Genomic DNA, 26,468 nt, shown 5'->3' on the forward strand with positions numbered 1-26,468 from the left:
CGCGAAGCTCTGCTGGGAGAAGGTGCGACCGCACCAGAGGCAGCGGAACCGGGGCACGACCCGACCGTCGCATCGCCGCCGGTAGGAGCCGTGGGGAAGATGGCGCAAGACCCCGGTACGTCGCCGGTGCTCAGCGCACTCCGGCCACGGGCAGAAGGCGGGGAGGAAGGATCCCGGGCGCACCAACTCGACGATGACGGCGCGGTCCATGACCGGCATCTATCAAGATGCGGGCCAGAATCGAACTTACACTGGAACCTGGAGCCGCGCCCGAGTATGGCCATCGCCCCGTTCGCGGGTGAACTCTTGCGCCAGGACAGATCCTGCCCGCGGACGTTTCGCTCTACCACACTCTCGGCGCCACTATGGGAAGCGTTGACAGGAGCGCGGCCCGCGGGGGATAACACGGCATGTCGCACGGGTGCGCCGGAACCCCGTTCGTTCTGCTGCCTCTGGTCGCGCTCTGCCTGCCGCCCTTGATGACCGGAGCGTGCCGGCGCGCCCCGGCCGTCGCGTTCACCGTGTCGCCGTCCTCCGGAGGCGGGCCCCCCGATCGACTGGCCGTCAAGATGGACATGCGCGGGGTGCCGCGGGGAGGGATCGACCTGCGCGGGTTCGCCGCGATGAACGTGATGAAGGTCGCCGACCTGACCGCGACCGCGGAGGACGGGACCGCCCTGCCCGTCCTTGCCGGGACCGAGACGGCCCGCCTCGACAGGCGGACCCTCGATCTGCCGCGCTTCATCCTGCGGGGGCCACTCCCCCCGTCGATCTCCGTCCGGTACACGGTCGAGCCCGGCAGCCGCGAGGGAGACGCCCACATGGGATTCACCGGCCGATCGTACGGCTATCTCGGGAACGAGTTCGGGTTCGTCGTCGGCCGCGGTGTCTTCCTCCTGCCCGACCGGGCGGAGTCGCTCCGGGACATCACCGTGCGCTTCGTCGATTGGCCCGCCGGCTGGACCGCGGTCGTCCCGTTCAGGCAGGACGGAGACGCCTGGCGCCCCGGCGTGGACGGCGCCTACGCCGCCGAGCACCTGGTATCGGCCGCCATCGGCCTGGGCCGGTTCCGCGAGCGCACGTTCGACGCCGGGGCCACCCGCGTCAGCCTGGACTTCGAGTCGGCGATTCCCACCGGCGAGCAGGCCGCGATCGCGGCGTCGATCGAGATTGCGGTGCGGTATCTCCACGGCCTGTTCCATCGGGACCTGGGGCCGGCGTATCGGATCGTCATCCTCCCCAGGTCCCCGAGCGGCGACGCGATCGCCGGCGAAGGATGGGCCACCGGGCAGGGCGGGACGCTGGCGCCCCTGACCGCGCAGCGGCTGCGCGATCTCTCCGCCTCCCTGATCGACGCCTACGTGCGCCACGCGCCGTACCGGACCGAGTTGAGCCGCAGCGAGGAGTTCTGGCTGGTGGACGGGGTCGAGAACCTGTATTCCTGGAGGGCGGCGGCCGCGGCCGGGCTGGTGCCCGAGGAGGAGATCGCCCGCAGCCTGGCGATCTCCTACATGGTGTCTCTCGGGGTCCAGCACATCGAGCCGGACCTCGAGACGATTTACTCCACGCCGGGCCCGCATCGGGTCGAGACCGAGAGTCGGGCCCCGTTCGCCCTCCTGCATCTGGATCGCGAGCTGCGGTCGGCCACCCAGGGAGCGGAGAGCCTCGACGCCGTCGTCGGTCGCGTCTTCGGGACGACTGGATCCTCCTCCTTCTGGCCGGCCGTTCCCGAGGTGCGCCCGGGCTTCAAGGAAGAATTCAGGACGCGTTACGTGCAGGGCAGGGAGATGATCCCCCTGGCGCGGACGTACACGCTCGATCTTCCGCGTGAAAGGCCGTCCCCGGCCGCGGGGCCGGTGGTGCGCCGCCTCACCCTGCTCCTGACCGGAGACACGCAGGGGTATCTCGAGAATTGCGGCTGCAAAGCCAACCAGTCGGGGGGCGTGGCGCGCCGGGCCACGGCTCTGGCGCGGCTGCGGGCCGGGCAGCCCGGGGCGCTCCTGGTCGACGCCGGAGGGGCCTTCATCCGCCCGGAGAAGCAGATCGAGCTCGACTACCTGGCGCGGCAGGAGCAGGCCCTCTACTTGAAGACTCTCGACATGATGGGGTACCAGGCGTCCGCCATCGGCACCACCGAGCTGACGCTCGGGCTCGATTACTTCCGTGAGCAGACACGCCTCCTCAAGACCCCCTACCTCGCCGCGAACATCCTGCGGGACGGCCGGCCCATCGCCCCGGGGTCGCTCGTCCTGCGTTCGGGAGGGATTCGCCTGGGATTGATCGGCATCTTCGAGCCGCCCGCGGGCAAGGCGGCGCCGGGGCTGTTCGAGGAGAACTCCCGCGCCCTGACGTTCGCGGATCCGATCGAGACGCTCGCCCGCGAGACCAAGGCGCTCAGGGGAAAGGCCGATCTGGTCGTCGCCCTCGGGCGACTCTCCCCCTACACGGCGCGCCGCGCCGCCGCCACCGTCGCCGGACTCGACGCCATCGTCTCGAGCGACAACCAGGCGCTGGCCCGGCAGGAGGACCGCTCCGACCACGTCCATCAGGAGGACGGGCCGGGGTTCATCGGCCGGACGCTCGTGGCGTATTCGAGCCTCTCGCGGTACGGTCTCGTGAGCGTGCGCCTCGGCCTGGACGCGCAGGGGCGGATCGCCGCGGCCGAGTTCGAGGACCATTGGCTCTACGAGGACACCCCGGACGACCCGCGGGTGCGCCGGGCCCTGGACCTCTTCTACGACCGGGTCGGGAAGGAGGCCGCCGCACAGGAGTCCGTGCCGCCCCTATTCGCCGGAGACCCGGCGCGGCTGAACGGGACCTACGTCGGCGCCGCCGCCTGCGCCGAGTGCCACGCTCCGGAGATGGCGCAGTGGCGGCGGACGCCGCACGCCTCGGCCTTCAAGACGCTCCTCGATCGGCACCGCCATTTCCAGCCCAAGTGCGTCGCCTGCCACGTCGTCGGGTTCGGCACTCCTCACGGATACCGCCTGGGAGCCCCCACCGAAGCGCTGGCCAACGTGCAGTGCGAGGTCTGCCACGGTCCCGGGGGGGAGCATGCCACCGCCCCCGCGACCACGAACATCCGCCGCGCCGTGCCGGCCTCGGTCTGTCTCGAATGCCACACCCCCGATCATTCCGACCATTTCGTCTATAATGAGCGCCTCCCGAAGGTGAAGCATGACTACTTCGAGTAACCCACGAAGGAGGCCCGCGATGCGCAAGGCCCTGCGATTCGCTCTGAGGTTCGTGGCCCTGATCGCCGTCGTCGCCCTTGTCCAGGTGGCGCTCGTGGCGCCCCAGCCGGCCGGCAACCCGTACGCCTCCGCGCTGTCGACCGTCTCGGTCGGCGCGGCGTACGCCGTCCCGATCAACTGTCCGAACGACTCCTGTGGCGGCAAGAAGGGTTGCCGTTCCGATCACGGCTTCTATTGCACCTTGTCGGGCGGCGGCTGCCAGACCAGCAAGTGCCTCTAGTTCTCCTTGACAGGGTCCGGGTGGTGGTCGTATAAGAACGCTGCCGTACTGTCATTGCGTCGGTCATAACAACATCAGGGAAGCGTATCCGGGTTCCGGGCGGCGTGGTCCGTGCGCTCCGGATCCCGCGAGTCTGCGTCGGTCCCGCCGTGGTGCGAGCGTGGTGCGAGCGGCATGGCGAGGCCCCCCAGCGTTGGGAGGGTGCATGAGCCGCCTGCTCTTCCGCTGTGCCGTCGTGGTCGCAGTCCTGGTCCTTTTGTCCGGCGCCCAGGGGTTCGCGCAAGGGAAGCTCAAGGTCGGAGAGGTGCGGCCGTATCGCGCCGAGACGCCCCATCCGTACCCGCTTGGAACGGAAGCCCGCCCCGTCGTCTGGACCGACACCGTGATCTCCCCGGGCGCCGAGTTCGTCCGCGTGCACTTCAAGAACGTGAACCTCGCTCCGGGGGACTACCTGACGGTTTCGAGCCCGGACAGCCTGCAGACCTGGACCTATACCGGCCGCGGACCGCACAACGACGGCGCCATCTGGGCGTTCGCCGTCGACGGCGACACGGCGGTGGTCAGGATCCACGGCGGCCGCGGCGCCGGCCACGGCTACGAGATTGACGCCGTCGGCCACGGCACGGTCGGGCTGGGACCGAAGAACGGCCCGATCCCGGAGGTGGTGTGCGGCACGGACGGCCGCGAGAACATCGCCTGCCACCCGGAGGCCAGCGCGGCCGCGAACCCGACGGCCCGTCTGCTGTTCGCCAGCGGTGGCTCCATGTTCCTCTGCACGGGCGAATTGATCGCCGGATCCAATTCGAGCACGCTGATCACCAACAATCACTGCATCAGCACCCAGACCGAAACGTCCTCGCTGCAGGCCAAGTTCAACTACCAGAAGACCACCTGCACCGGCAATACGGACGCCCCGACCACCGACTATGCAGGCGGCACGTTCCTCAAGACGAACACAGAGAAGAGGCGGGGGAACAAGGGGGGGCTCGACTACACCCTCCTGACCCTGCAGGGGAACCCCGAAGCGACCTGGGGCGAGATCCAGGGGACGACCAAGAGTGTCGCCATCAACGATCTGATCTGGTTCATCCAGCACGGCGGCGGCAACCAGAAAAAGATCGGCTACTGGGAGGACTCGGCGCACACGACGAGCTGCCATGTCAACACCATCAACGCGACGTACGGCCAGTCGGCCACCGGCAGCCAGACCGGCTACGCCTGCGACAGCGAGGGGGGCTCGTCCGGCTCGGCGATCACCGATCCGAACACCTCCCACGCCATCGCGCTGCACCACTACGGCGGCGTGAGCAGCAATCCGTGCCTGAACTCGGGCACGGCGTTTTCGAGAATCTGTGCCGACGCCGGCTCGCTCCTGAGCTGCGCCTCGAACTGAGGCGCCGTTCAGAAGGATCCGGCTGAATGGGGGGAAGGGCCGCCCGCCCGGGCGGCCCTTCATTTTTCAGGCTCCCCGGTTCAGCCCTCGACGCGGGCGAGGATGCGACGGACCGCCTCCCGGAACGCTTCCGGTTCGGGGAGAAGGCTCAGCACCAGGTACGCCTCCCTCGGAAAGTCGAAGAAGAAGCCCGGGTGCACCAGCAAGTCGTCCTCCGCCAGGAGGGCGACGACCCGTTCCTCCTCCGGAACGACCGCCGGTATCTGGACGACCGCGTACCAGCCGCCGTCCCGCCCCAGAAGCCGGCATGACGGAACCGCGGCGACCGCAGCACGCAGCGCCCCGAGGTTCAGGCGGAGCCGGGCCTGGATGAGGGCCCGGATCGACTCGCCGATCTGGAGGAGCCGCGCCGCGGCCCGCTGCACCGGCGTGCCGACCGACAGGTAGGTGTCGGCGATCAGGTCGAGACGCTCGAGGGCCTCACCGACCGTGGCGTCGGGTCCGTCCACCACGATCCACCCGAGCTTCATCTGCGGCAGCCCGCACGATTTCGACAGTCCGCCGAGCGCGAACTGGAGCGGCCGGTCCCGGCCCGCGCCGCCGTCCGCGGGGAGGATGGACACGATGCGACCACCCGACGCCGCGCCCCGGCCACCGTCCGGCTCGTCCAGGAAATCGAGGAACACCTCGTCCGAGATGATGGCGCGGCCGGAACGCCCGGCCCACTCCTGAAGTTGGACCCGCTCCGATTCGCGCAGCGCCGAGCCGGTCGGGTTGTTCGGGTTCACCAGGACGATGGCCCGGGGGGGCGGACCTCCGCTCGTGCCGCACCGTTCGAGGGCCTCGAAATCGAGCGACCAGCGATCGGCGTCGTGCTGCAGCGGGTACGCCGCCACCCGCACGCCGTCGAGCGCCGCGAGGTAATCGAACAGCGGGTAGCTGGGGCGCGGCACGAGGACGGAGTCGCCGGGATCGGCCAGGAGCTTGAAGAGATACGAATACGCCTCGCTGGTGCCCGCCGTCAGGACGATGCGGCCCGGATCGACCGGCAGCCCGCGCTGCGCCGCGTGCCACGCCGCGATCGCGGCGCGCGCCTCCTCGAGGCCTCGCGGCTCCGGGTCGTAGCCGGGAGCGGCGGCGTCGCGGAGCGCCTCCGCGATCGCCTCCTCCGGGTAGCCGAGCCCGACGCGGGTGGGATTGGACTCGGTGAGGTCGAGGACGGCCGCGCGGCGCGCCCGCTTCTCTTCGAGGATGCGCGACAGGCGGTTCGCCGGGTACGGCCACTGCAGGCGGCGCGAGAACATCCCGCGCAGTATACGCGGCGGGGCCGCGAGGACGGCGAGGAGAGGGTTTCACTATGCGCGCTACCGTTTCATTTATCTTGCGCGGGGCGCGCGGCGCCGGTATACTTTCGTCCTCTCGCAGGCACAGGAGGCTCCCATGGCCAACGCTCTCGACAGCAGGACCCCTGGCACGGACACGATTCGTGGTGGCGCGGCGCAGGTGTGGGCCGCCGGCCCGGTGCCGTTGAGTCCCGCCGAGGTCGAGCGCGAGCTCGCCTCCGTCCGCCGGCCGCTCCAGGAGGCCTCCACCCTCCCCGCCCGCTTCTACCACGACCCGGCCATCTACGCGCTGGAGCTGCAGGCCATGTTCTCCAGGATGTGGCTGTGCGTCGGGCGCGAGGAGGACATCGGGAAGCCGGGGGACTACCTGACCCGCACGGTCGGCGACGAGAGCGTCGTCGTGGTGCGCGACGCGGGCGGCGCCGTCAACGCCTTCCACAACGTCTGCCGGCACCGCGGCTCGCGCCTGCTCTCGGAGCCCTCGGGATCCGGACTGAAGCACGTGCAGTGCCCGTACCACGCCTGGACGTACGGCCTTGACGGCGCGCTGCGCGTGGCGCCGCACATGGAGGACGCCCGCGATTTCGACAAGGCGAAATTCGGCCTGAATCGCGTGCGGCTCGAGCGCTGGGACGGCTTCCTGTTCATCAACTTCTCGAACGAGGGGCCCGGCCTGATGGAGTTCCTGGGCGACATGGGGACCAAGTTCGCGCGCTACGGCATGGGCGGGCTGCGCCGCGGCAAGCGGATCGACTACACGGTCGCCACGAACTGGAAGATGCTGGCCGAGAACTACTCGGAGTGCTACCACTGCGCCCTGATCCACCCCGAGCTGAACAAGGTCTCGCACTACACCAGCGGCGAGACCGACCTGGTCAACCAGGCCACCGTCGGGGGCTGGATGGACCTGCGCAAGGACGAGTACCAGACCATGTCGCTCTCCGGCAAGAGCAACCGGCCGCCGTTCAAGGGGATCACCCCCGAGGATCACCGGCGGATCCACTATTACATCGTCTATCCGAACATGCTCCTGAGCCTGCACCCGGACTATGTGATGACCCATACCATCTGGCCGGACGGGACGGGGCGGAGCGAGATCGTCTGCGAGTTCCTGTTCGACCGGGACGAGGTCGCGAAGCCGGGCTTCGACCCGTCCGACGCCGTGGACTTCTGGGATCTGACCAACCGGCAGGACTGGAAGGTGTGCGAGCTGGCCTACAAGGGAACGCAGTCGGGCGGGTACACCAAGGGGCGCCTGAGCTCCCTCGAGTGGATGGTGCACATCTTCGACAACTTCGTCGCGGATCGTCTGGCCGGCAGGACCGAGCCGACTCTCCGTCGGACCGGCTCTTAGGAGCCTGTCCGGGTATCCGGCCGCGCTTCTAGAGCATCCCGAGCGTGAGCTTCGCCGCCTCGGACATCTTCTCGGGAGTCCACGGGGGATCCCAGACGACGTCGACCCTGGCCTGGTTGACGCCGGGGATGGCGCGGATCTTGGCCTCGACCTCGGGCGGCAGCGATCCCGCCACCGGGCAGGCCGGGGACGTCAGGGTCATCTGGAGCTTCACCTCCCCCTTCCCCTCGTCCACGTCGATGCCGTAGACCAGCCCGAGCTCGTAGATATTGACGGGGATCTCGGGATCGAAGCAGGTCTGCAGGGCCTCGATGACTCGTTGGCGGATCTCCTCGGGCGGCTTGAGGCCGTCCAGGGGGACGTCCGTGCCCTTCTCGGCTTCGCTCATGACCGGTCGACTCCTTCCTCGCGGCGCCCGCTCACTCCGTGGTCGCGATCCCGCGCCCGTTTTCGAGGGCGGACCGCAACGTGTGCCAAGCGAGCGTCGCGCACTTGACCCGCACGGGAAACTCCTTGACTCCCGAGAACACCACGAGCTTTCCCAGCGCCGCCTCGTCCGGCGCCGCCGGCTCCCCCGTCAGCAGGCGGTGGAACTGCTGGAACAGCGCCTCGGCCTCGGCGCGCGTCCTGCCCTTCATGCTCTCCGTCATCATCGACGCGGACGCCTTGGAGATGGCGCAGCCCGATCCCTGAAAGCGGACGTCCTTCAGGATGCCGTCCTCCATTCGAAGTTCCACCGTCACGCGGTCGCCGCACAGCGGATTGAACCCCTCCGCCACGCGGTTCGCCCCGGGCAGCGTCCCGAAATTGCGCGGCTGCCGGTTGTGGTCGAGGATGACCTCCTGGTAGAGATCCCCCAGGTCCGGCGCGTTCACCGGAACACCTCCAGGACCCGGCGGACCCCCGCGGCGAGTGCGTCGACCTCCTCCCGCGTGTTGTACAGGGCGAACGAGGCGCGCGCGGTCGCCGGCACGCCGAAGCGATCCATCAGCGGCTGCGCGCAGTGGTGCCCCGCGCGGATGGCAATCCCCTCGCGGTCCAGGATGGTGCCGATGTCGTGCGGGTGGACCCCGTCGACGACGAACGACAGGACGCCGGTCTTCTCCCGGGCGGTGCCCACGAGCCGCACCCGCGGCAGCGCGGCGATCGACCGCGTGGCATGGGCGAGGACGTCGTCCTCGTGGGCCCGGCAGGCCGCGCGATCGATCGACTCCAGGTAGTCGAGGGCGGCCCCCAGGCCGATCACCCCCGCGATGTGCGGCGTGCCCGCCTCGAACTTGTGGGGCAGGCGGTTGTAGATCGTCTTCTCGAAGGTGACGGAGGCGATCATGTCGCCGCCCCCCTGCCAGGGCGGCATCTCCTCGAGCAGCCGCTCCCTGCCGTACAGCACGCCGATGCCGGTCGGTCCGAACACTTTGTGCCCCGACAGGGCGTAGAAGTCGCAGTCGAGATCCCGCACGTCGATCGTCAGGTGCGGCGCGGCCTGGGCGCCGTCCAGGAGCACCAGGGCGCCGTGCCGGTGGGCCATCTCGACCAGGCGCTTCACCGGGTTGATGGTGCCCAGGGCGTTGGAGACGTGGGCCATCGACACGAGGCGCGTCCGCGGCCCCAGGAGCTTCTCGAACTCGCCGGTCAGTAGTTCCCCGTCGTCGCCTATCGGGGCGACGCGCAGGCGCGCCCCCTTCTCCTCGCACAGCATCTGCCAGGGCACGATGTTCGAGTGGTGCTCCATCGCGGTGATGAGCACCTCGTCCCCCGGCCCGACGCGAGCCCGGCCGCAGCTCTGCGCCACCAGGTTGATCGCCTCGGTCGTGCCGCGCACGAAGACGATCTCGGCGTCGCGCTCCGCGTTGACGAAGCGCCGCACCTTCGACCGCGCCTCCTCGTAGGCGGCGGTCGCCCGCTCGCTCAGCTGGTGCAGGCCGCGGTGGATGTTGGAGTTGTCCTGCGTGTAGTAGCGCGCGAGGGCGTCGAGGACGGCCCGCGGCTTCTGCGCCGTGGCGGCGTTGTCGAGATAGATCAGCGGCTTCCCGAACACCTTCTGATCGAGGATCGGGAAGTCCCGGCGCACGCGCCCCACGTCGAACGGCCCCGGCGCGCCGCGGAGATCCGCGCCGCCGCGAGGCCGCGGGGCGCGCAGGTCGGCCGGGGCCGTCATGGCTCCACCCCGGCGCCGTGCCCCTTGCGGAGCCTGGTGAACAGCAGGCACTCCAGCCCGGCGCGCAGCGGCTCGATCCGCATCCCGCGGATCACCTCGCTGACGAACGCCTGGATGAGCAGGTTGCGGGCGGTCTCCTCGCTGAGGGCGCGGGTCCTGAGATAGAACATCGCATCCTCGTCGATCTGGCCGATGGTCGCGCCGTGCGTGCACTTGACGTCGTCGGCGAGGATCTGGAGGCGCGGCGTCGAGTCGACCAGGGCCTCCTCCGAGACCAGCAGGTTCCTGTTCGTCTGGTGGGCGTCGCTCTTCTGGGCGTCCTGGCGCACGATGATCGTCCCGTCGAACACGCCGCGCGAGCGGTCGTCCAGGACCCCCTTGTACAGCTCGTGGCTGGTGCAGTGCGGGCTGGCATGATCGATCAGCGTGTGGTTGTCGACGTGCTGCGATCCGCCGGTGATGTACAGCCCGTCCAGCCTCACCTCGCCGCCGTCCGCGCCGAGGAGGACGTGCGTGTCGCTGCGCGCCAGCTCCGCGCCCAGGGAGATGTTCCAGGAGGCCACCCGGGCATACCGCCCCAGGTCGGCCTGCACGCGGGCGACGTGGAAGGCGCGCCCGCTCTCGCGCTGCAGCTTGTAGTGATCGACGGCGGCGTCCTCCCCCGCGACGATCTCGGTCACCGCGTCGGTGAAGTACTGATCGTGGCGCGGCCCGACGTAGCTCTCGATCAGCGCGGCGCGGCTCCCCTTGCCGGCCAGGACCAGGTTGCGCGGGTACGACACCACCGGCCGGCCCGCCGCGGCGGTGATGAACAGGAGGTGAATCGGCTCCTCGACCACGACACCGTCCGGGATCCGGACGAACACGCCGTCCTGCATGAACGCGGTGTTGAGCGCCGCGAACGGGTGCCCCTCGACGCCGGCGTGGCGCCCCAGGTGGGGCTCGATCTCGTCCCGCCGCGACTCGAGCGCCGCCGACAGCGGCTCGATCACGACGCCGGCGGGAAGCGGCCGCAGGCGCGACAGCTTCGCGGCATAGTGCCCGTTGACGAAGACCAGGTGCGTGCACTCCCAGGGCTCGAAGGTGTACCGCCCGATCTCGTCGGCCGTGAAGCCGTTGGCGGTGCCGGCCGACTCCGTCATGAACGGGACCTTCAGGATCGGCAGGATGCCGGTCTTGCGCCACTCCTCCTGGCGAGGTGTGGGGAAGCCGGCGGCCGCGAAGCGCCCCAGAGCACCCCGCCGCAGATCCTGAGTCCAGGAGCGCCGGTGCGCGGGCGACTCCACCTCGAGGCGCGCGAAGTCCCCCAGGTAGCGCTCCTTCGCTTCGTCCAGCAGGCTCCGTTCGGCCATGGCTCCCTCCGCGTTCCCGGGGCTCAGGCGGTCGGCCGGGCGCCGGCGGGGGCGCCCGCGGCCTGCCCTTCGATCCCGGCGTACCCCTTCGACTCGAGCTCGAGCGCCAGCTCCTTGCCCCCCGACCGCACGATGCGGCCGTTCGACAGGACGTGCACCCGGTCGGGCACGATGTAGTTCAGAAGGCGCTGGTAGTGCGTGATCACCAGCATCGAGCGGTCCTTGGAGCGCAGCGCGTTCACGCCGTTCGCCACCACCCTGAGCGCGTCGATGTCGAGACCGCTGTCGGTCTCGTCGAGGATGGACAGGGCCGGGTCCAGGACCGCCATCTGCAGGATCTCGTTGCGCTTCTTCTCCCCGCCGGAGAACCCCTCGTTCACCGCCCGGTTGAGGAAGCTCTGATCGATCTCCACCAGCTTCATCTTCTCCTTGATCATCGCCAGGAACTCGATGGCGTCCAGCTCCGGCAGCCCGCGGTGCTTGCGGATGGCGTTCAGCCCGGCCTTGAGCAGGTACATCGTGCTCACGCCCGGGATCTCGACCGGATACTGGAAGGCGAGGAACACCCCTTCCCAGGCGCGCTCCTCCGGGGGCATGGCGAGGAGGTCCTTGTCCCGGTACTGCACCCCGCCCCGCGTGACCTCGACGGTCTCGCGCCCGGCCAGGACGTTGGCGAGCGTGCTCTTGCCCGAGCCGTTCGGCCCCATGATGGCGTGCACTTCGCCCGCGCGGACCTCCAGGTCGATCCCCTTCAGGATGTCCTTGCCGCCCGCCCGCGCGTGCAGATCCCGGATCTGAAGCATGCGTGTCTCCCCGTCTCCCGCTGCGATGCGATCGATCAGCCGACGCTGCCCTCGAGGCTGACGCCGAGGAGCTTCTGCGCCTCCACCGCGAACTCCATCGGCAGCTCGCGGAAGACCTCCTTGCAGAAGCCGTTGACGATCATCGAGACGGCGTCCTCCGGCTTGAGGCCGCGCTGCCGGCAGTAGAACAGCTGGTCCTCGCCGATCTTGGACGTCGACGCCTCGTGCTCGAGCTTCGCCGTGCTGTTCTTGACCTCGATGTAGGGGAAGGTGTGGGCGCCGCAGGTGCTCCCCATCAGGAGCGAGTCGCACTGCGAGTAGTTGCGCGCCCCGGCGGCCCCCTTCATGATCTTCACCATGCCGCGGTACGTGTTCTGGCCGTGGCCGGCCGAGATCCCCTTCGAGATGATCGTGCTCCTGGTGTTCCGGCCGATGTGGATCATCTTGGTGCCGGTGTCGGCCTGCTGGTAGTTGTTGGTCACCGCGACCGAGTAGAACTCGCCGATGGAGTTGTCCCCCTGCAGGATGCAGGAGGGGTACTTCCACGTGATGGCCGAGCCGGTCTCGACCTGGGTCCAGGAGATCTTCGAGTTCTGGCCCAGGCACTTGCCGCGCTTCGTGACGAAGTTGTAGATGCCCCCCTTCCCCTGCTTGTCCCCGGGGTACCAGTTCTGCACGGTCGAGTACTTGAGTGTGGCGTCCTTCAGGGCGACCAGCTCGACGACCGCGGCGTGCAGCTGGTTGGTGTCGCGCATCGGCGCCGTGCACCCCTCGAGGTAGGAGACCGTGGCCCCCTCGTCCGCGATGATGAGCGTGCGCTCGAACTGGCCGGTGTCGGCGGCGTTGATGCGGAAGTAGGTCGACAGCTCCATGGGGCAGCGCACCCCTTTCGGGATGTAGGCGAACGATCCGTCGCTGAACACCGCCGAGTTGAGCGCCGCGAAGAAGTTGTCGTTGTGCGGCACCACCGACCCGAGGTACCTCTGCACCAGGTCCGGGTGCTCCAGGACCGCCTCGGAGAACGAGCAGAAGATGATCCCGAGCTCCTTGAGCTTGTCCTTGAACGTCGTCGCCACCGAGACGCTGTCGAACACCGCGTCCACCGCCACCCCGGACAGCCGCTTCTGCTCCCCCAGGGAGATCCCCAGCTTCTCGTAGGTCTTCAGGAGCTCGGGATCGATCTCCTCGAGGCTCGACACCTGCTTCTTCAGCTTCGGGGCGGAGTAATAGATGATGTCCTGGTAGTCGATCTTCGGGTAATGGACGTTCGCCCAGGTGGGCTCGGTCATCGTCAGCCAGTGCCGGTACGCCTTCAGCCGCCACTCCAGCATGAACGGGGGCTCGTTCTTCTTGGCCGAGATGGCGCGGATGATCTCCTCGTTGAGCCCGCGCGGCACCGTCTCGGCTTCGATGTCGGTGACGAAGCCGTACTTGTACTCCCCTTTCGTGAGGTCTTCGAGCGCCTTGGCCGAGCGGGGGGCCATCACCGGCCTCCCTGCCCGCAGTCGACGCAGTGGTTCGCCGCGGCCCCCGAGGCGCAGGCGACCGGCGCCCTTTCGTCGAGGACCGCGTGCATCTTCTTCTCCGTGCTGACGAGCTCGGAGAGCATGGTCCGGCGCAGGACCCTGTCGAGCAGCACCTCCAGGACGCCCCACAGGGAGCGGATGGAGCAGTCCCCCATGTGGGTGCAGATCTTGCGATCCCCGGAATGCCTCTCGCAGTAGTCCGTGTCGTACAGCCGGCCGCCGCCGAGCGCCGCCAGGACCTCGGCCACGCTGGTCTGGCCGGCGCTTCGCGTCAGGGAGTAGCCCCCCATCCGTCCGAGGACGCTCTTGACCAGCCCCGCCTTGCGCAGGGTGCGGATGAGCTTCGCCACGTGCGGCACGGTCAGCCCCTCTTCCCTGGCGATCTCGCCAAGGGTGACCGGCGCGGCCGGGCCGCTCGCCTGGCGGCGGGCGATGTGCAGGATGCACCTGAGTCCGTATTCTTCCTGGGCGGTGACTTTCACGTTCGTAACTCCCCCGGCCTTCCGGACAAGCGCTCGGCCGGCGACAGTCAGTCTATTAAATATGTACTTATATGTCAACTATAATCTCGGCCGAACGCGGCGGCGGCGCAAGGGCTATTTGGTAGGATGGCGCGGGGGTCGGGCCTTTCGGCGCGGCTCCCGGGGGGTGGGGAATGTCCGGAACCACTCAGGATGTCAAAGGGTTCGACGGCCTTCGGGTCGGGGCGTTCGAGAGCCGCCTGGCGGCCGAGATGTCGCGCCTGATCGAGAGCCACGGCGGCCGGCCGCTGGTCGCCCCTTCCATGCGGGAGATCCCCCTGGAGGAGAATCACGAGGCGCTGGCGTTCGGCGAGAAGCTCCTGGCGGGCGAGTTCGATCTCCTGATCCTGCTGACCGGTGTCGGGCTCAAGACCCTCGTGCAGGCGCTCGAGGTGCGTCATCCACGGGACCGCATCTTGGAGAGCCTTGGCAGAATGCAACGCGTCTGCCGCGGACCGAAGCCGGTCGCGGCCCTGCGATCGATGGGGCTCGAGCCGGGCATCACCGTTCCCGAGCCGAACACCTGGCTCGAGATCCTCAAGACCCTGGACGAGCGGGCCCCGGTCGCCGGACGGCGGGTGGCGGTGCAAGAATACGGCATCAGCAACCTCGAGCTTCTGCAGGGGCTCAAGGAACGCGGCGCCGTGGTGACGCGCGTCCCGGTGTATCGCTGGGCGCTGCCGCTCGACGTCGCGCCGCTCAGGGAGGCGCTCGAGGCCGTGGCCGGCGGCCAGGTCCCCGTGGTCCTGTTCACCAACGCCAACCAGGTGGAAAACGTCATGCAGGTCGCCCGCGACGGCGGCCTCGACGAGCGCGTGCGTGCCGCGCTCGCCCGGGGCGTGGTCGCATCGGTCGGGCCGATCGCCAGCGAAAGCCTGCGCAATCACGGCATCCCGGTCGACCTCGAGCCGTCGCACCCGAAGATGGGGCCGCTCGTGCGCGAGGCGAGCCTGCGCTGCCATGACATTCTGAAGGAGAAGACGCGCGGCCCTGCCCCGGGCGGACCGGGAGGCGGGGGATCGACCGGGCGTGCAACCGGGCCGTCACGGGGACCGGGAGGTGCCGGAGGGGCGCGGTCGGCCGCCGCTGCCGTCCCTGCGCGAGGCGCGGCGCAGGCGGGCCGGGAGAAGGACGCGCTGCGTGACAGCCCGTTCATGCGGGCCTGCCGCCGCGAGCCGGTCCGCGTGACTCCGATCTGGCTGATGCGCCAGGCCGGGCGTTACATGCGGGAATATCGACAGGTGCGGGCGCATCGCTCGTTTCTCGAAATCTGCAAGGACCCGGACCTGGTGACCCAGGTGACCGTGTACGCGGTCGAGCGTCTCCGGGTGGACGCCGCCATCATCTTTGCCGACCTCCTCCTGCCGGTCCTGGGGACCGGCCTCCGCCTGGCGTACAACAAAGGGGAGGGGCCGTCGATCGATCCTCCGCTGCGCACTCCGGAGGACGTCGACCGCCTGCGCGAGCCGGATCCCGAAGAGTCCGTCGGCTTCGTCTTCGAGGCGATCCGCCGCACGCGCCGGGCGTTGCCCCCCGAGGTGCCGCTCCTCGGCTTCGCGGGCGCCCCCTTCACCATGGCCTCGTACATGATCGAAGGGGGGGGATCGACGCACTACGTGAAGACCAAGTCGTTCTTCATGAAGGACCCCGGCGCCTGGCACGCCCTCCTGGAGAAGATCTCCCGCATCACCATCGGATATCTGGGGGCCCAGATCGCCGCCGGGGCGCAGGCGGTCCAGCTGTTCGACACCTGGGTCGGCTGCCTCGGGCCGGCCGACTATCGCGAGTTCGTCCTGCCGCACACGCGGCGCATCGTGCAGGCCATCGCTCCCAGGACGCCGGTCATCCACTTCGGCACGCAGACCGCGAGCCTTCTCCCGCTGATCCGGGAAGCGGGGGGGGACGTCATCGGCCTCGATTGGCGCGTCGACCTTCTGGAGTGCTGGGACCGGCTGGGCGAGATCGCGGTGCAGGGGAACCTCGATCCGACCCTGCTCTTCGCGCCGCGTCAGGAGGTCCAGAGGCGGGCCACCGATCTCCTGCGGCGCGTCGGCGGGCGGCCCGGCCACATCTTCAACCTGGGGCACGGCATCCTGCCGCACACGCCGCTCGACAATGTCCTGGCCCTGGTGGACGCCGTGCACGAATGGGGAGGCGCCTGAGGATGGCGGCGTCCGGCGGGACGGGGCACGACGCGGTCCTGCTCCTCGCCTTCGGCGGACCGGTCGGGCCCCGGGACGTCCGGCCGTTCCTCGACAACGTCCTCCGTGGCAAGCCGATCCCGAAGGAGCGCTACGAAGAGGTCGTGAGGCACTACGAAGAGGTCGGCGGGGCCTCCCCTCTCAACCGGCTGACCTTCGCGCAGGCCGAAGGGCTCCGGGATCTCCTGGCGCGCGACGGGCCGGGCCTGCCGGTCTACGTCGGCATGCGCCACTGGGAGCCGTTCATCGCCGAGACGCTGACCGCGATGGCCCGGGAGGGCCGGCGCCGCGCGGTCGGCATCGTGCTGGCGGCCCACCGGTCGGCGGTTTCCTGGGACGCCTACCTCGACGCGGTGGCCGAGGCGCGAAATAGGCTCGGGGCGGAGGCGCCGGAGATCGACTTTGTCCCCCCCTGGTCCGACCATCCCCTGTTCATCGAGGCGCTCGCGGCGCGCACGCTCGAGGCGCTCGACCGCGTTCCGGCGGATCGGCGGGCGGGGGCCAGCCTGGTGTTCACGGCCCACAGCATCCCGATCGCGATGTCGGCAGCGGCCGGCTACGCCGAGGGACTGGCGCGCACCGGGACCGGGGTCGCGGAACGCCTCGGGATCCGGGCCTGGTCCCTGGCGTACACCAGCCGCAGCGGGAACCCGAGGGATCCCTGGCTGGAGCCGGATGTCGGCGAGGCGCTCCAGGGGCTCCGGCGCGGCGGCTCCCGCGACGTCGTCCTGTCGCCGATCGGATTCCTCACCGACCACGTCGAGGTGCTGTACGACCTGGACGTCGCCGCGCGCCGGGTTGCCGGGGAGCTCGGACTCGGCTTCTTCCGCGCCGGGACCGCGGGCGACCACCCGGCCTTCCTGCAGCTGCTTCGGGCCCTGGTGCGCGACGTGATCGCCCGGGCATGACCTCCGGGCCGGCGACGGCGGCAGGGGAACGCCTCCGGGTGGTGATCGCCGGGGCCGGAATCGCGGGGCTGGCCTGCGCCCATCGGTTCCTCGCCGTCGCCCGCGAGCGCTCCGTCCCGCTCGAGCTGACCGTCCTCGAGGCCGCGGATCGCGCCGGAGGGGTGATCGTCACCGAGCGGATCGACGGCTGCCTCGTCGAGGGGGGCCCCGACTGCTTCGTCTCCGACCGGCCTTGGGGGATCGACCTGTGCCGCCGCGCCGGCCTGGCGGACGAGATCGTCGGCACGGGCCAGCAGCATCGCCGCTCGTTCATTTTAAGGAGCGGGCGGCTTCTCCCCATCCCGGAGGGTTATCAGCTCCTCGCCCCCAGCCGCCTCTTGCCGTTCGCCGCCACGCGGATCCTCGGCGTGGCCGGGAAGCTCCGGGCCGCGTGCGATCTGGTCCTGCCGCGCGGGCCCGCGGTCGAGGACGAGAGCCTCGCGTCGTTCGTCAGGCGCCGCTTCGGCCGGGAGACCCTGGAGCGTCTGGCGCAGCCGCTCCTCGCCGGCATCTACAACGCCGATCCCGAGAGCCTGAGCCTGCGCGCCACGATGCCGCGCTTCCTGGAGCTGGAGCGGCTCCATCGGAGCGTCATCCTGGGGCTCATGCAGGCGCGGCGCCGCGCCCCGGCGCCCGCGCGCACGGGCGTGAGCGGGGCGCGCTACTCCCTCTTCGTCACGATCAGGAGCGGCCTGCAGACCCTCACCGATCGCCTGGCCACGACCCTGCCCACAGGCGCTTTGCGTCTCGGAGCCCAGGTGGCGCGCCTCGATCCCGGCGATCGGATCGCGGAGGGGGGACAGGCGGGAGGGGCCGCGGGGCGCTGGCGCGTGACCACGTACCGGGGGGATTCGTTCGCGGCCGACGCGGTCGTCCTGGCGATGCCGGCCTGCGCCGCCGCGCTCCTGGTGCGGCCGTTCGACCCCGACCTCGGCGGCCTGCTGGCGGAGCTGCGGTACGGCGGGGCCGCCACGGTCAGCGTGGCGTATCGCCGCGCCGACGTCCCCCACCCGCTCGACGGCTTCGGTTTCGTGGTGCCGCGCTGCGAAGGGCGCCGTCTCGTCGCCTGCTCGTTCAGCCACGTCAAGTTCCCGGATCGGGCTCCCGAGGGAATCGTCCTCCTGCGCGCCTTCCTCGACGGCCGGACCGCCGGGGAGTCCGGTGCTCCGGACCTCGAGCGGATCGTGCGCGACGAGCTGCGCGACATCCTGGGGATCACCGCCCCGCCCCGGTTCGTCCGGAGCTTCGTCTACCCGCGCTCCATGGCGCAGTACGAGGTCGGCCACCTCGCGAAGGTCGCGGCCATCGAGGCGGGCGCGGCGCGACACGCCGGATTCGCCCTGGCCGGAAACGGCCTGCGGGGGGTCGGCCTCCCCGACTGCGCGCGCAGCGGCGAAGCGGCCGCCGACGGCATCCTGGCCCGGGCCGGAGTGGTATCCTTGGCGCCGTGACGAGGATCCTGTCCGAGCATGAGGCCGGGTCGCGTTCCGGACGCCGTGGGGCCGGGCCGGCCCGGCGCCGCGTGTCCCGCTTCGTCGCGGTCGTGGCCGTCGTCCTCGCGGCCGGTGTCGCGCCGCTGCTCGCCCACGACTTCTATCTGATTCCGGAGCTCTCCCGCCCCGCAGCCGGCGCGACGATCCGTCTCGCCCTGCACGTGAGCGAGGTCTTTCCCGGCGATCCGGTCGACTGGCGGGGGGACAAGACGAGCGCGTTCTTCCTGCAGGACGCGAAGGGACGGCTCGATCTCAAGGACCGGGTCCCCGAGGGAAAGCCGCTCATGCCCCGCGTGACTTTGCGCGCGCCGGGCACGACCGTCATCGCGCTCGTCAGCGAGCCGAGCTATATCGAGATCGCCGCGCCCGCGTTCCAGGATTACCTGAAACACGAGGGGCACACCGAGATCCTGGAGATGCGCTCCCGCATGGGCGCCGCCGGGGCCCCCGGGAGGGAGCGCTACAGGCGGTACGTCAAGACCCTCGTGAATGCGGGCGGGGCGGCGTCCGACGCCGCCCTCGCGAACCTGAATCTGACGATCGAGATCATCCCGGAAGCGCAGCCCGCCGCGGTGCGCCCGGGAGGGAAGCTCCCGGTGCGCGTCCTCATGGAGGGGATGCCGCTGGCGGGCGGCCAGTTGTGCGCCACCCACGCCGGATTCTCCAAGGAACACGACGCGTATGCCTGGTGCGGCCGTCTCGACCCGCAGGGACGCGCCTCCGTGCCGATCGCGGCACCCGGCTGGCAGATCGTCAGGACCACCCGGATGCGCCCCCTGGCCGGAGACGATCGCGCCGACTGGGTCTCCTACTGGTCGGCGATCACCTTCGAGATCCCGGAGATCCGATGAACATCGCCCTCGGCAGCGATCACGCCGGCCATTCCCTGAAGAACGCGCTGCTCGAGCTCCTGCGGGGGGACGGCCACGTGGTGTCCGACCTGACTCCGGCGCTCGATCCCCAGGACGACTACCCGGATGCGGCGGCCGCGGTCGGGCGGGCCGTCGCCGGGGGGACGGCGGAGCGCGGCATCGTGGTGTGCGGCAGCGGCGTCGGCGCCTCGGTGGCGGCCAACAAGATCCGCGGCGTGCGCGCCGGCCTGTGCCACGACACCTACAGCGCACGGCAGGGGGTGGAGCACGACGACATCAACGTCCTCTGCCTGGGGGCCCGCGTAATCGGCGACGCCGTGGCGCGCGACCTCGTGCGCGCCTTCCTCGGCGCCCTCTTCAGCGGCGAGGAACGGCACGCCCGCCGCCTGCGCAAGATCCGCGATCTCGAGACGAGCTGAAGCGCCCGCTCGTCGGCCAGCCTCCTGGGCTCCTAGACGAACAGCCGGATGAGGAGGTAGGTCGCCGCGGCGATCGCCGCGGAGACCGGAATCGTCAGGATCCAGGCCCAGATAATCCGGCGCGCCACCCCCCAGCGCACCGCCGACAGGCGATGCGTCGCCCCAACCCCCATGATCGCACCGGTGATGGTGTGGGTGGTCGACACCGGGATGCCCCAGAGCGAGGCTCCCAGAATGGTGATCGCCCCCGCGGTCTCGGCACTGAAGCCGCCGATCGGGCGGAGCTTGGTGATGCGCATCCCCATGGTCTTGACGATCCGCCAGCCCCCCATCAGCGTGCCGGCCGCGATGGCGGCATGGCACGTGAGGATGACCCAGAGGGGGACGTGGAACTCCTTCATGTATCCCGAGGTGAACAGGAGGATCGTGATGATCCCCATGGTCTTCTGGGCGTCGTTGGTGCCGTGGCCGAGGCTGTAGAACGCCGCCGAGACGAGCTGCAGGCGGCGGAAGCGGCGATCCACGACCGACGGCATCGAGTAGCGGTGCAGGAAGAACAGCAGGATCATGGTCGAAAAACCGATCAGGAAACCGATGACGGGCGACAGGACGATGAACAGGAGAATCTTTCCGAGGCCCTGCGGGAGCAGGACCGAGGTCCCCGAATGGGCCACGGCGGCGCCCGCCAGGCCGCCGATCAGGGCGTGCGAGGAGGAGACCGGCAGCCCCAGCCACCAGGTGAGGAGGTTCCAGACGATGGCGCCGACGAGGCCCCCCAGGACCACCCAGCGGTCGATGGCCGTGGGCTCGACCACCCCCTTGCCCAGGGTCGTCGCCACCTTCACGCCGAAGCCGAAGGCCGCGACGAAATTGAAGAAGGCCGCCCAGGCCACGGCGGTGTTGGGGGACAGGGTCCCCGTGGAGACGATCGTGGCGACCGAGTTGGCGGCGTCGTGGAAGCCGTTGAGAAAGTCGAATACTAGCGCGATCGCGATGATGGCGATGACGGTGAGCAGGACGGTGTCGATGGGCGGCTCCCCGGCGCAACCGGCGGCGGTCGCGTTCTACTGGTTCTTCAGGATGATCCGTTCCAGGACGATGGCGATCCCTTCGGCGGCGTCGGTGGCCCTCTCGAGCGTCTCGATGATCTCCTTCGCCTTGATGATGAAGATCGGGTCGCGCCCCGAGTCGAGGATGCGCACCACCGCCTCGCGATAGAGCCGGTCTCCCTCCTTCTCGAGCTGGTTGATGCGCGCGCAGCGCTCCATGATGGTCTTCGAGTCCTTGAGGTGGGTGACCGCCAGTCGGATCTCCTCCGCCTGCCGGTGGACGATGCGGGTCAGGTCGGCCGCGTCCGGGATTTCGGCCCCCACCCTGAACAGCACCGCCCGGCTGGCGGCCGCGTCGATCAGGTCGACCAGGTCGTCCAGGTGCGATCCGAGGTCGTGGATGTCCTCGCGATCGATCGGCGTGATGAACGTGCGGTGCAGCGCCTTCACCAGCTCGTGGATGAGGACGTCGCAGCGGTGCTCGATGTCCTTGATGCGCGTCGCGCCCGCGGCCGGATCCCCCCCCTTGCCGTTGCGGAACATCTCCTCCAGGATGAGCGCCGCCTCGGCTGCCCCTGCCGCCAGGGACTCGAAGGTCTCGAAGAACAGGCGGTCGGTCTTCTTCACGCTCAGAATCATTCGGCGCCTCCGGTTTCCTTGCGGGTCTTCGTCCGGGTCTCGGCCACCTTGTGATAGGCGCCGTCGCAGTAGAGCAGCGGACGCCCTTCGGAGTGTCCGGCCGCCTCGACGCGGCCGACGAAGATCGTGTGGTCCCCGCCGTCGTGGGCCGCCTCCAGGGAGCAGTCGAACCAGGCCAGGCAGTCGTTCAGGATCGGAGCGCCGGTCTCCGCCTTGCGGTACGCGCATCCGTCCAGCCAGTTTCCGTGCTCGCCCAAGTGGCCGGCGGCCAGCTCGGAGAGGCGCTCCTGCCCCGCCCGGAGCACGTTGATGGCGAAGGCGCGGTGCCGGTCGATCAGGCCGTGGCTGCGGGCCTTCTTGTCGATGCAGGCGAGGACCAGGGGCGGGTTGAGCGACAGCGAGCAGAAGGAGCTGACCGTGATCCCCATGATCCCCCCTTCCCGCCGCGTGGTGAGGATCGACACGCCGCTCGACCAGCGGCGCATGGCGCTCTTGAACTGATCAACCGTGACCGGCACCCTGCGGCTCCGAGACGGCGCGGGCGAGCGTGACGCGCGCGCGTGAAGCGGAATATTATCCCGACTTCACGAATCCCGGGCACGGAACGGAGGTGGAGGGTCGGATGGGGCGCGCGGGCCGTGGCGAGGGAGTCTACAACGTCGTGGTCATCGGGGGGGGGACCGCCGGCCTGGTGACCGCCGCCGGCACGGCCGCGCTGGGGGGACGGGTCGCCCTCGTCGAGCGCCATCGGATGGGGGGCGACTGCCTGAACTACGGCTGCGTCCCCAGCAAGGCGTTGATTGCCTCGGCGCGCGCCGCCGCCCGGATGCGGCACGCCGGCCTGCAAGCGCTCGATCCCGTCGACGTGGCGGTGGACTACGGCCGCGTCGTCAGGCGCCTGAAGGCCCTGCGGGCGCGGATCGAGCCGCACGACTCCGCCGCGCGCTTCGAAGGGCTCGGCGTGGATGTCTTCTTCGGGCAGGCCGCGCTCGAATCTCCGCACGCGGTCGCGGTCGGCGGGGCCGTCCTCAGGGCGCGCCACATCGTGCTGGCCACCGGCGGCCGCGCCGCGATCCCCGACGTGCCCGGCCTGCAGGAGGCCGGGTTCCTGACGAACGAGACCGTCTTCGAGCGCGAGGAGCCGCCCGGCCGGCTCCTGGTGATGGGGGGCGGACCGATCGGCTGCGAGCTGGCCCAGGCGATGGCGCGGCTGGGGGCGCGGGTCACCCTGATCGATCGGGGCGGGCAGCTCCTGCATCGCGAGGACCCTGACGTCGCGGCGCTCGTCCAGGCGGGGCTCGAGGCGGACGGCGTGGGCGTTCTGTTGCGCGCCCGGGTGGAATCGATCGCACAGGGACGGGACGGGGCGCACCGCGCCCGCGTCCGCCAGGACGGCGGCGACCCGGGGTCCGCGACCTCCCGGGACGTCGAGGCCGACACGATCCTGGTCGCCGCCGGCCGCCGCCCCAACATCGAGGGGCTCGGCCTGGAGAAGGCCGGCGTGGCGATGACTCGGAAGGGGGTGACCGTCGATGATTTCCTGAGGACGACCCGGCGGAACATTTTCGCCGCCGGCGATGTGTGCGGCCCCTACCAGTTCACCCACTTCGCCGAATACCAGGCTCGCCTGATCGTCCGCAACATTCTCCTGTCCCCCCTGGGGGGCCTCGGGAAGGCGAAGGCCGACTACCGTGTCGTGCCGTGGACCACGTTCACCGAGCCGGAGGTGGCGCGCGTCGGCGTGAACGAGACGGACGCGGCCCGGGCCGGGATCCCGTGCGACGTGCACCGCTTCCCTTACAGCCAGCTGGACCGGGCTATCCTCGAGAGCGACGAAACCGGTTTCGCGAAAGTGATCACGACGAAAGGGAAGGACACCCTTCTCGGCGCGACGGTCGTGGGGGCGGGGGCCGGGGAGGTGATCCACGAGCTGGTCCTGGCGATGCGGGAGCGGATCGGCCTGTCGAGGCTGTCGTCGATGATCCACGTCTACCCGACGTTTTCGCAGGCCCTGCAGCGCGGCGCCGATGCCTTCATGCGGACGCGGCTCACCCCGGGGGCACGCGCTCTCTTCTCCCGCCTCTACGCGTGGCAGCGGAGATCCCCGTGAGCACGGTCGTGGACGGGCCCCCCCGCGACGGCCGGACCGGGGCGCGTCGCATGGCCCTTCTTCTGGCGCTGGCCGCGGCGCTGTTCATCGCGGCCCGCGTGCTCCCCATCGGCGCATGGCTTGCGTCGCTGAACGGCCTCTTCACCCGGCTCGGCCCCTGGGGGATCGTCCTCTTCGTCCTCGTCTATGCCCTGGCCGCCGTCCTGTTCGTCCCCGGCTCGCCGCTCACGGTCGGGGCGGGCCTCGTCTACGGGCTCGGGCCGGGCTTCGCGGCGGCGTCGGCCGGGTCGACGCTCGGCGCCGCGTGCGCCTTCCTGGTCGCGCGCTACCTGGCCCGCGATCGGGTCGAGCGCTGGGTCGGGGGCGATCCCCGATTCCGGGCCATCGACGAGGCGGTCGGCCGCGAGGGATGGACGATCGTCCTGCTCACCCGACTGAGCCCCGTCTTTCCATTCAACCTTCTTAACTATCTCTACGGCCTGACGCGCGTCCCGTTCCACACCTACCTTCCCGCCTCGTGGATCGGCATGATGCCCGGGACGCTCCTGTACGTGTATCTGGGGTTCGCGGGACGGACCGTGGCGCAGGCCGCCACGGCCGGGCTGGCGCGCTCCCCCGCCGAATACGCCTTCTGGGCCACAGGCCTCCTCGCGACGATCGCCGTGACGCTCTACGTCACGCGCCTCGCGCGGCGGGCTCTGCACAGCCGGGCCGGATGGAGTGCAGGTTGAGATGGTCCGCTTTGGCCGCCGAATCCGGCGCCGCGGTGGTGATCTGACCGGTGGGCCCTGCCAGGATGCCCGCGACGGCGATAAGATTCACTACACTTCGCTCAAGGCCGCCACCTTCACGAACAAGTCTCGAAGTCACGAATTTCCGTCCTCCCGGGGTGACTTGTCCTTGACCAAGATCCTACTGGCAACTCCCCTTGACTGGTACCGGGGAACCTGTACGATCACCAGCACACGACACACTCGGCGGGTTCCGGGAGGGGTAACCAATCCATGGAAAAGTATCGCGGGAGTATGGACGCGAAGCGGGCGGTAGCCCTGCTCCTCGGCCTCATGGATCTCGCCGCCGTGGTTGGCTGCGGCGCCGCGGCCGTGGACTCGGGCACCGCGAAAGGGCATGGAGCCGCCGCGGAAGCGCCCGTGGCTGATGTTCGCTCTGATCGTCACTACCCGCAGTTCGAGGACGTGACGCAGAGGGCCGGCATCACGTCCGTCCACCACAAGCCCGACCTCGATCCCAAATTGGGCAACATCATGAATTGGCTGGCGTCCGTGGGGGCGGCTGTGGCTGCCGCCGACTACGACGGGGACGGGGACATCGACCTTTACGTCAGCGACTCGCGGACCGGGTATCCAAACCAACTCTACCGCAACGACGGAGTCTTCCACTTCACGGACGTGGCCGTTGAGGCCGGTGTAGCGCGCGTCAACGAGAACAAAGGGACCTCGATGGACGCCGTCTTCGGCGACATCGACAACGACGGGCACCCCGACCTCTATGTCGTCAAGTGGGGCTGCAACGTTCTCTTCCATAACAACGGCGACGGCACCTTCACCGACATCACGCGGGCGGCCGGCGTGGGCGACTGCGGCAACGGCAACGCCGCGGTCTTCGTGGACTACGATCTCGACGGGAACCTCGATCTCATGGTCGGCAATTATTTCAAGCCGGCCGACCTGTGGCACATCTCGACGACCAGAATCATGCATGACAGCTTCGAGAGCTCGCGCAACGCCGGCAAGAACCTCGTCTACCACAACAACGGGGACGGGACCTTCACCGACGTGGCGCACCAGCTCGGGATGGACGACACGGGCTGGACGCTCGACCTGGGCTGTGGCGACATCGACAACGACGGCGACCAGGACTGTTACATCGCCAACGACTTCGGCGACGACAAGCTGTTCAGGAACGAAGGGAGCGGGACCTTCAGCGATATCACGAAGGCCGCCAAGGGGACCGACACCAAGAAGGGGATGAACGTCGATTTCGGCGATTACAACAACGACGGCTTCCTGGACATCTATGTCACCAACATCACCACGATCGAATACCTGCACGAAGGGAACATGCTCTGGCACAACATGGGGAACGGCACCTTCGTCGACGTCGCCGATCCAGCGGAGGTGTTCGAGGGAGGTTGGGGGTGGTGCGGCAAGTTCCTCGACTACGACAACGACGGCGACCTCGACATCTTCACGGTCAACGGGTTCGTGTCCGCGGGGGAGGGGAACTACTGGTACGATCTCGCGACCATGGCCACGACACCGGACCTTGACATCACCGACACCAGGACCTGGCCGATGATGGGCGACCGGAGCTTTTCCGGGTACGAGCCATCGCGCCTGTTCCAAAACGACGGTCCGACCTTCGTCGAGGTTGCCCAACGCGAGGGGATCACGGACACCTTCGACGGACGGGGCATCGCCGTAGCCGACCTCGACAGCGACGGTTGGCCGGATCTCTTCGTCGCGAACCAAGGCGCGCGGCCGACGCTTTACCGCAACCGGGGGATCCCCGGACGCCACTGGATCGATTTTGACCTGCGCCAAACCGGGCGCAACACCAGCGCGATCGGGGCACGCGTGACGCTGCGCTCCGGCGGCTTGACGCAGATCCGCGAGGTGGACGGCGGGAACGGCTACGCCTCGCAGAGCAGCACCATACTGCACTTCGGCCTGGGGACGTCCACGACCGTGGACGAGGCAACGATTCGCTGGCCCGACGGCGCCAGGGAGGGGCTGCGAAACCTCCGGCCGGACAGCGTTGTCCGGCGCGTGCATCCCTTCAAGCGGAGATGAG

23 protein-coding genes are annotated in these 26,468 nt (G+C 69.6%); 12 read left to right on the forward strand and 11 right to left on the reverse strand.

Going from position 1 to position 26,468, the window contains the following annotated elements; genetic code table 11:
* Positions 1 to 410: 410 nt before the first annotated feature.
* The 3 genes from VGV60_13660 (at position 411) to VGV60_13670 (ending at position 4,867) form a co-directional block, all read left to right on the forward strand.
* Positions 411 to 3,194 (forward strand): multiheme c-type cytochrome, encoded by a 2,784-nt coding sequence (locus VGV60_13660; GenBank protein HEV8702315.1) that lies wholly within the window; start codon positions 411 to 413, stop codon positions 3,192 to 3,194.
* A 19-nt stretch (positions 3,195 to 3,213) separates the two neighbouring features.
* On the forward strand, positions 3,214 to 3,474 hold the full coding sequence (locus VGV60_13665; GenBank protein ID HEV8702316.1) for a hypothetical protein: 261 nt from the start codon (positions 3,214 to 3,216) through the stop codon (positions 3,472 to 3,474).
* A gap of 205 nt (positions 3,475 to 3,679) precedes the next feature.
* Positions 3,680 to 4,867, forward strand: a complete 1,188-nt coding sequence (locus VGV60_13670; GenBank protein ID HEV8702317.1) for a trypsin-like peptidase domain-containing protein — start codon at positions 3,680 to 3,682, stop codon at positions 4,865 to 4,867.
* Between the two features lie 80 nt (positions 4,868 to 4,947).
* Here the strand turns inward: VGV60_13670 and VGV60_13675 are convergent, their stop codons facing one another.
* Positions 4,948 to 6,171 (reverse strand): pyridoxal phosphate-dependent aminotransferase, encoded by a 1,224-nt coding sequence (locus tag VGV60_13675; protein ID HEV8702318.1) that lies wholly within the window; start codon positions 6,169 to 6,171, stop codon positions 4,948 to 4,950.
* A 136-nt stretch (positions 6,172 to 6,307) separates the two neighbouring features.
* On the opposite strand from VGV60_13675, the gene VGV60_13680 reads away from it, so the two are divergent.
* The gene (locus VGV60_13680; protein HEV8702319.1) at positions 6,308 to 7,564 is read left to right on the forward strand and encodes an aromatic ring-hydroxylating dioxygenase subunit alpha; all 1,257 of its coding nucleotides are present in this window, start codon (positions 6,308 to 6,310) and stop codon (positions 7,562 to 7,564) included.
* A 28-nt stretch (positions 7,565 to 7,592) separates the two neighbouring features.
* Here VGV60_13680 and VGV60_13685 read toward each other — a convergent pair whose 3' ends face one another.
* From VGV60_13685 to VGV60_13715, 7 genes are read right to left on the reverse strand one after another with little or no spacing between them, the layout of a single operon-like run.
* On the reverse strand, positions 7,593 to 7,952 hold the full coding sequence (locus VGV60_13685) for an SUF system Fe-S cluster assembly protein (GenBank protein ID HEV8702320.1): 360 nt from the start codon (positions 7,950 to 7,952) through the stop codon (positions 7,593 to 7,595).
* 31 nt (positions 7,953 to 7,983) lie between these two features.
* Positions 7,984 to 8,439, reverse strand: a complete 456-nt coding sequence (locus VGV60_13690; protein HEV8702321.1) for an SUF system NifU family Fe-S cluster assembly protein — start codon at positions 8,437 to 8,439, stop codon at positions 7,984 to 7,986.
* Positions 8,436 to 9,722 (reverse strand): cysteine desulfurase, encoded by a 1,287-nt coding sequence (locus tag VGV60_13695; protein ID HEV8702322.1) that lies wholly within the window; start codon positions 9,720 to 9,722, stop codon positions 8,436 to 8,438. Before VGV60_13695 ends, VGV60_13690 begins: the two co-directional genes overlap by 4 nt.
* A complete protein-coding gene (gene sufD / locus VGV60_13700; GenBank protein ID HEV8702323.1) occupies positions 9,719 to 11,074 on the reverse strand; it encodes a Fe-S cluster assembly protein SufD in 1,356 nt (451 codons plus the stop codon). The genes VGV60_13695 and sufD overlap by 4 nt, the downstream gene beginning before the upstream one ends.
* A 23-nt stretch (positions 11,075 to 11,097) precedes the next feature.
* Positions 11,098 to 11,877 (reverse strand): Fe-S cluster assembly ATPase SufC, encoded by a 780-nt coding sequence (gene sufC / locus VGV60_13705; GenBank protein ID HEV8702324.1) that lies wholly within the window; start codon positions 11,875 to 11,877, stop codon positions 11,098 to 11,100.
* Positions 11,878 to 11,912: 35 nt separating this feature from the next.
* Positions 11,913 to 13,361 (reverse strand): Fe-S cluster assembly protein SufB, encoded by a 1,449-nt coding sequence (gene sufB / locus VGV60_13710; GenBank protein HEV8702325.1) that lies wholly within the window; start codon positions 13,359 to 13,361, stop codon positions 11,913 to 11,915.
* Positions 13,361 to 13,885, reverse strand: a complete 525-nt coding sequence (locus tag VGV60_13715) for an Rrf2 family transcriptional regulator (protein ID HEV8702326.1) — start codon at positions 13,883 to 13,885, stop codon at positions 13,361 to 13,363. The genes sufB and VGV60_13715 overlap by 1 nt, the downstream gene beginning before the upstream one ends.
* Positions 13,886 to 14,058: 173 nt before the next feature.
* On the opposite strand from VGV60_13715, the gene hemE reads away from it, so the two are divergent.
* From hemE to rpiB, 5 genes are read left to right on the forward strand one after another with little or no spacing between them, the layout of a single operon-like run.
* Positions 14,059 to 16,086, forward strand: a complete 2,028-nt coding sequence (gene hemE / locus VGV60_13720; protein ID HEV8702327.1) for a uroporphyrinogen decarboxylase — start codon at positions 14,059 to 14,061, stop codon at positions 16,084 to 16,086.
* Positions 16,087 to 16,088: 2 nt separating this feature from the next.
* Positions 16,089 to 17,033: a ferrochelatase gene (hemH, locus tag VGV60_13725; GenBank protein HEV8702328.1), complete on the forward strand. Its 945-nt coding sequence runs from the start codon at positions 16,089 to 16,091 to the stop codon at positions 17,031 to 17,033.
* Positions 17,030 to 18,523, forward strand: coding sequence for a protoporphyrinogen oxidase (hemG, locus tag VGV60_13730; protein HEV8702329.1), 1,494 nt, complete (start codon positions 17,030 to 17,032; stop codon positions 18,521 to 18,523). The genes hemH and hemG overlap by 4 nt, the downstream gene beginning before the upstream one ends.
* On the forward strand, positions 18,520 to 19,416 hold the full coding sequence (locus VGV60_13735; protein ID HEV8702330.1) for a DUF4198 domain-containing protein: 897 nt from the start codon (positions 18,520 to 18,522) through the stop codon (positions 19,414 to 19,416). The genes hemG and VGV60_13735 overlap by 4 nt, the downstream gene beginning before the upstream one ends.
* Positions 19,413 to 19,856: a ribose 5-phosphate isomerase B gene (gene rpiB, locus VGV60_13740; GenBank protein HEV8702331.1), complete on the forward strand. Its 444-nt coding sequence runs from the start codon at positions 19,413 to 19,415 to the stop codon at positions 19,854 to 19,856. The genes VGV60_13735 and rpiB overlap by 4 nt, the downstream gene beginning before the upstream one ends.
* A 32-nt stretch (positions 19,857 to 19,888) precedes the next feature.
* Here the strand turns inward: rpiB and VGV60_13745 are convergent, their stop codons facing one another.
* From VGV60_13745 to VGV60_13755, 3 genes are read right to left on the reverse strand one after another with little or no spacing between them, the layout of a single operon-like run.
* Positions 19,889 to 20,884, reverse strand: a complete 996-nt coding sequence (locus VGV60_13745) for an inorganic phosphate transporter (protein ID HEV8702332.1) — start codon at positions 20,882 to 20,884, stop codon at positions 19,889 to 19,891.
* A gap of 36 nt (positions 20,885 to 20,920) precedes the next feature.
* Positions 20,921 to 21,544, reverse strand: coding sequence for a DUF47 family protein (locus VGV60_13750; GenBank protein ID HEV8702333.1), 624 nt, complete (start codon positions 21,542 to 21,544; stop codon positions 20,921 to 20,923).
* Complete coding sequence (locus VGV60_13755; protein ID HEV8702334.1) at positions 21,541 to 22,062, reverse strand: flavin reductase family protein; 522 nt, start codon at positions 22,060 to 22,062, stop codon at positions 21,541 to 21,543. Before VGV60_13755 ends, VGV60_13750 begins: the two co-directional genes overlap by 4 nt.
* A 104-nt stretch (positions 22,063 to 22,166) precedes the next feature.
* Here VGV60_13755 and VGV60_13760 point away from each other — a divergent pair, with 104 nt between their 5' ends.
* From VGV60_13760 to VGV60_13770, 3 genes are all read left to right on the forward strand, one after another.
* A complete protein-coding gene (locus tag VGV60_13760) occupies positions 22,167 to 23,654 on the forward strand; it encodes a mercuric reductase (GenBank protein ID HEV8702335.1) in 1,488 nt (495 codons plus the stop codon).
* The gene (locus VGV60_13765) at positions 23,651 to 24,385 is read left to right on the forward strand and encodes a TVP38/TMEM64 family protein (GenBank protein ID HEV8702336.1); all 735 of its coding nucleotides are present in this window, start codon (positions 23,651 to 23,653) and stop codon (positions 24,383 to 24,385) included. The genes VGV60_13760 and VGV60_13765 overlap by 4 nt, the downstream gene beginning before the upstream one ends.
* A 273-nt stretch (positions 24,386 to 24,658) precedes the next feature.
* Positions 24,659 to 26,467 carry a CRTAC1 family protein gene (locus tag VGV60_13770; GenBank protein HEV8702337.1) on the forward strand — a complete coding sequence of 603 codons (1,809 nt, stop codon included), beginning with the start codon at positions 24,659 to 24,661 and terminating at the stop codon, positions 26,465 to 26,467.
* Position 26,468 lies beyond the last annotated feature (1 nt).

This window comes from Candidatus Polarisedimenticolia bacterium (assembly GCA_036001465.1).
GTDB lineage: Bacteria > Acidobacteriota > Polarisedimenticolia > Gp22-AA2 > Gp22-AA2 > Gp22-AA3.

What these genes read in the sequence shown, in the direction of transcription:
- VGV60_13660 (HEV8702315.1), top strand. Translation starts at nt 411, where the DNA reads ATGTCGCACGGGTGCGCCGGAACCCCGTTCGTTCTGCTGCCTCTGGTC.
- VGV60_13665 (HEV8702316.1), top strand. Translation starts at nt 3,214, where the DNA reads ATGCGCAAGGCCCTGCGATTCGCTCTGAGGTTCGTGGCCCTGATCGCC.
- VGV60_13670 (HEV8702317.1), top strand. Translation starts at nt 3,680, where the DNA reads ATGAGCCGCCTGCTCTTCCGCTGTGCCGTCGTGGTCGCAGTCCTGGTC.
- VGV60_13675 (HEV8702318.1), bottom strand. Translation starts at nt 6,171, where the DNA reads ATGTTCTCGCGCCGCCTGCAGTGGCCGTACCCGGCGAACCGCCTGTCG.
- VGV60_13680 (HEV8702319.1), top strand. Translation starts at nt 6,308, where the DNA reads ATGGCCAACGCTCTCGACAGCAGGACCCCTGGCACGGACACGATTCGT.
- VGV60_13685 (HEV8702320.1), bottom strand. Translation starts at nt 7,952, where the DNA reads ATGAGCGAAGCCGAGAAGGGCACGGACGTCCCCCTGGACGGCCTCAAG.
- VGV60_13695 (HEV8702322.1), bottom strand. Translation starts at nt 9,722, where the DNA reads ATGACGGCCCCGGCCGACCTGCGCGCCCCGCGGCCTCGCGGCGGCGCG.
- sufD (HEV8702323.1), bottom strand. Translation starts at nt 11,074, where the DNA reads ATGGCCGAACGGAGCCTGCTGGACGAAGCGAAGGAGCGCTACCTGGGG.
- sufC (HEV8702324.1), bottom strand. Translation starts at nt 11,877, where the DNA reads ATGCTTCAGATCCGGGATCTGCACGCGCGGGCGGGCGGCAAGGACATC.
- sufB (HEV8702325.1), bottom strand. Translation starts at nt 13,361, where the DNA reads ATGGCCCCCCGCTCGGCCAAGGCGCTCGAAGACCTCACGAAAGGGGAG.
- hemE (HEV8702327.1), top strand. Translation starts at nt 14,059, where the DNA reads ATGTCCGGAACCACTCAGGATGTCAAAGGGTTCGACGGCCTTCGGGTC.
- hemH (HEV8702328.1), top strand. Translation starts at nt 16,089, where the DNA reads ATGGCGGCGTCCGGCGGGACGGGGCACGACGCGGTCCTGCTCCTCGCC.
- hemG (HEV8702329.1), top strand. Translation starts at nt 17,030, where the DNA reads ATGACCTCCGGGCCGGCGACGGCGGCAGGGGAACGCCTCCGGGTGGTG.
- rpiB (HEV8702331.1), top strand. Translation starts at nt 19,413, where the DNA reads ATGAACATCGCCCTCGGCAGCGATCACGCCGGCCATTCCCTGAAGAAC.
- VGV60_13750 (HEV8702333.1), bottom strand. Translation starts at nt 21,544, where the DNA reads ATGATTCTGAGCGTGAAGAAGACCGACCGCCTGTTCTTCGAGACCTTC.
- VGV60_13760 (HEV8702335.1), top strand. Translation starts at nt 22,167, where the DNA reads ATGGGGCGCGCGGGCCGTGGCGAGGGAGTCTACAACGTCGTGGTCATC.
- VGV60_13770 (HEV8702337.1), top strand. Translation starts at nt 24,659, where the DNA reads ATGGAAAAGTATCGCGGGAGTATGGACGCGAAGCGGGCGGTAGCCCTG.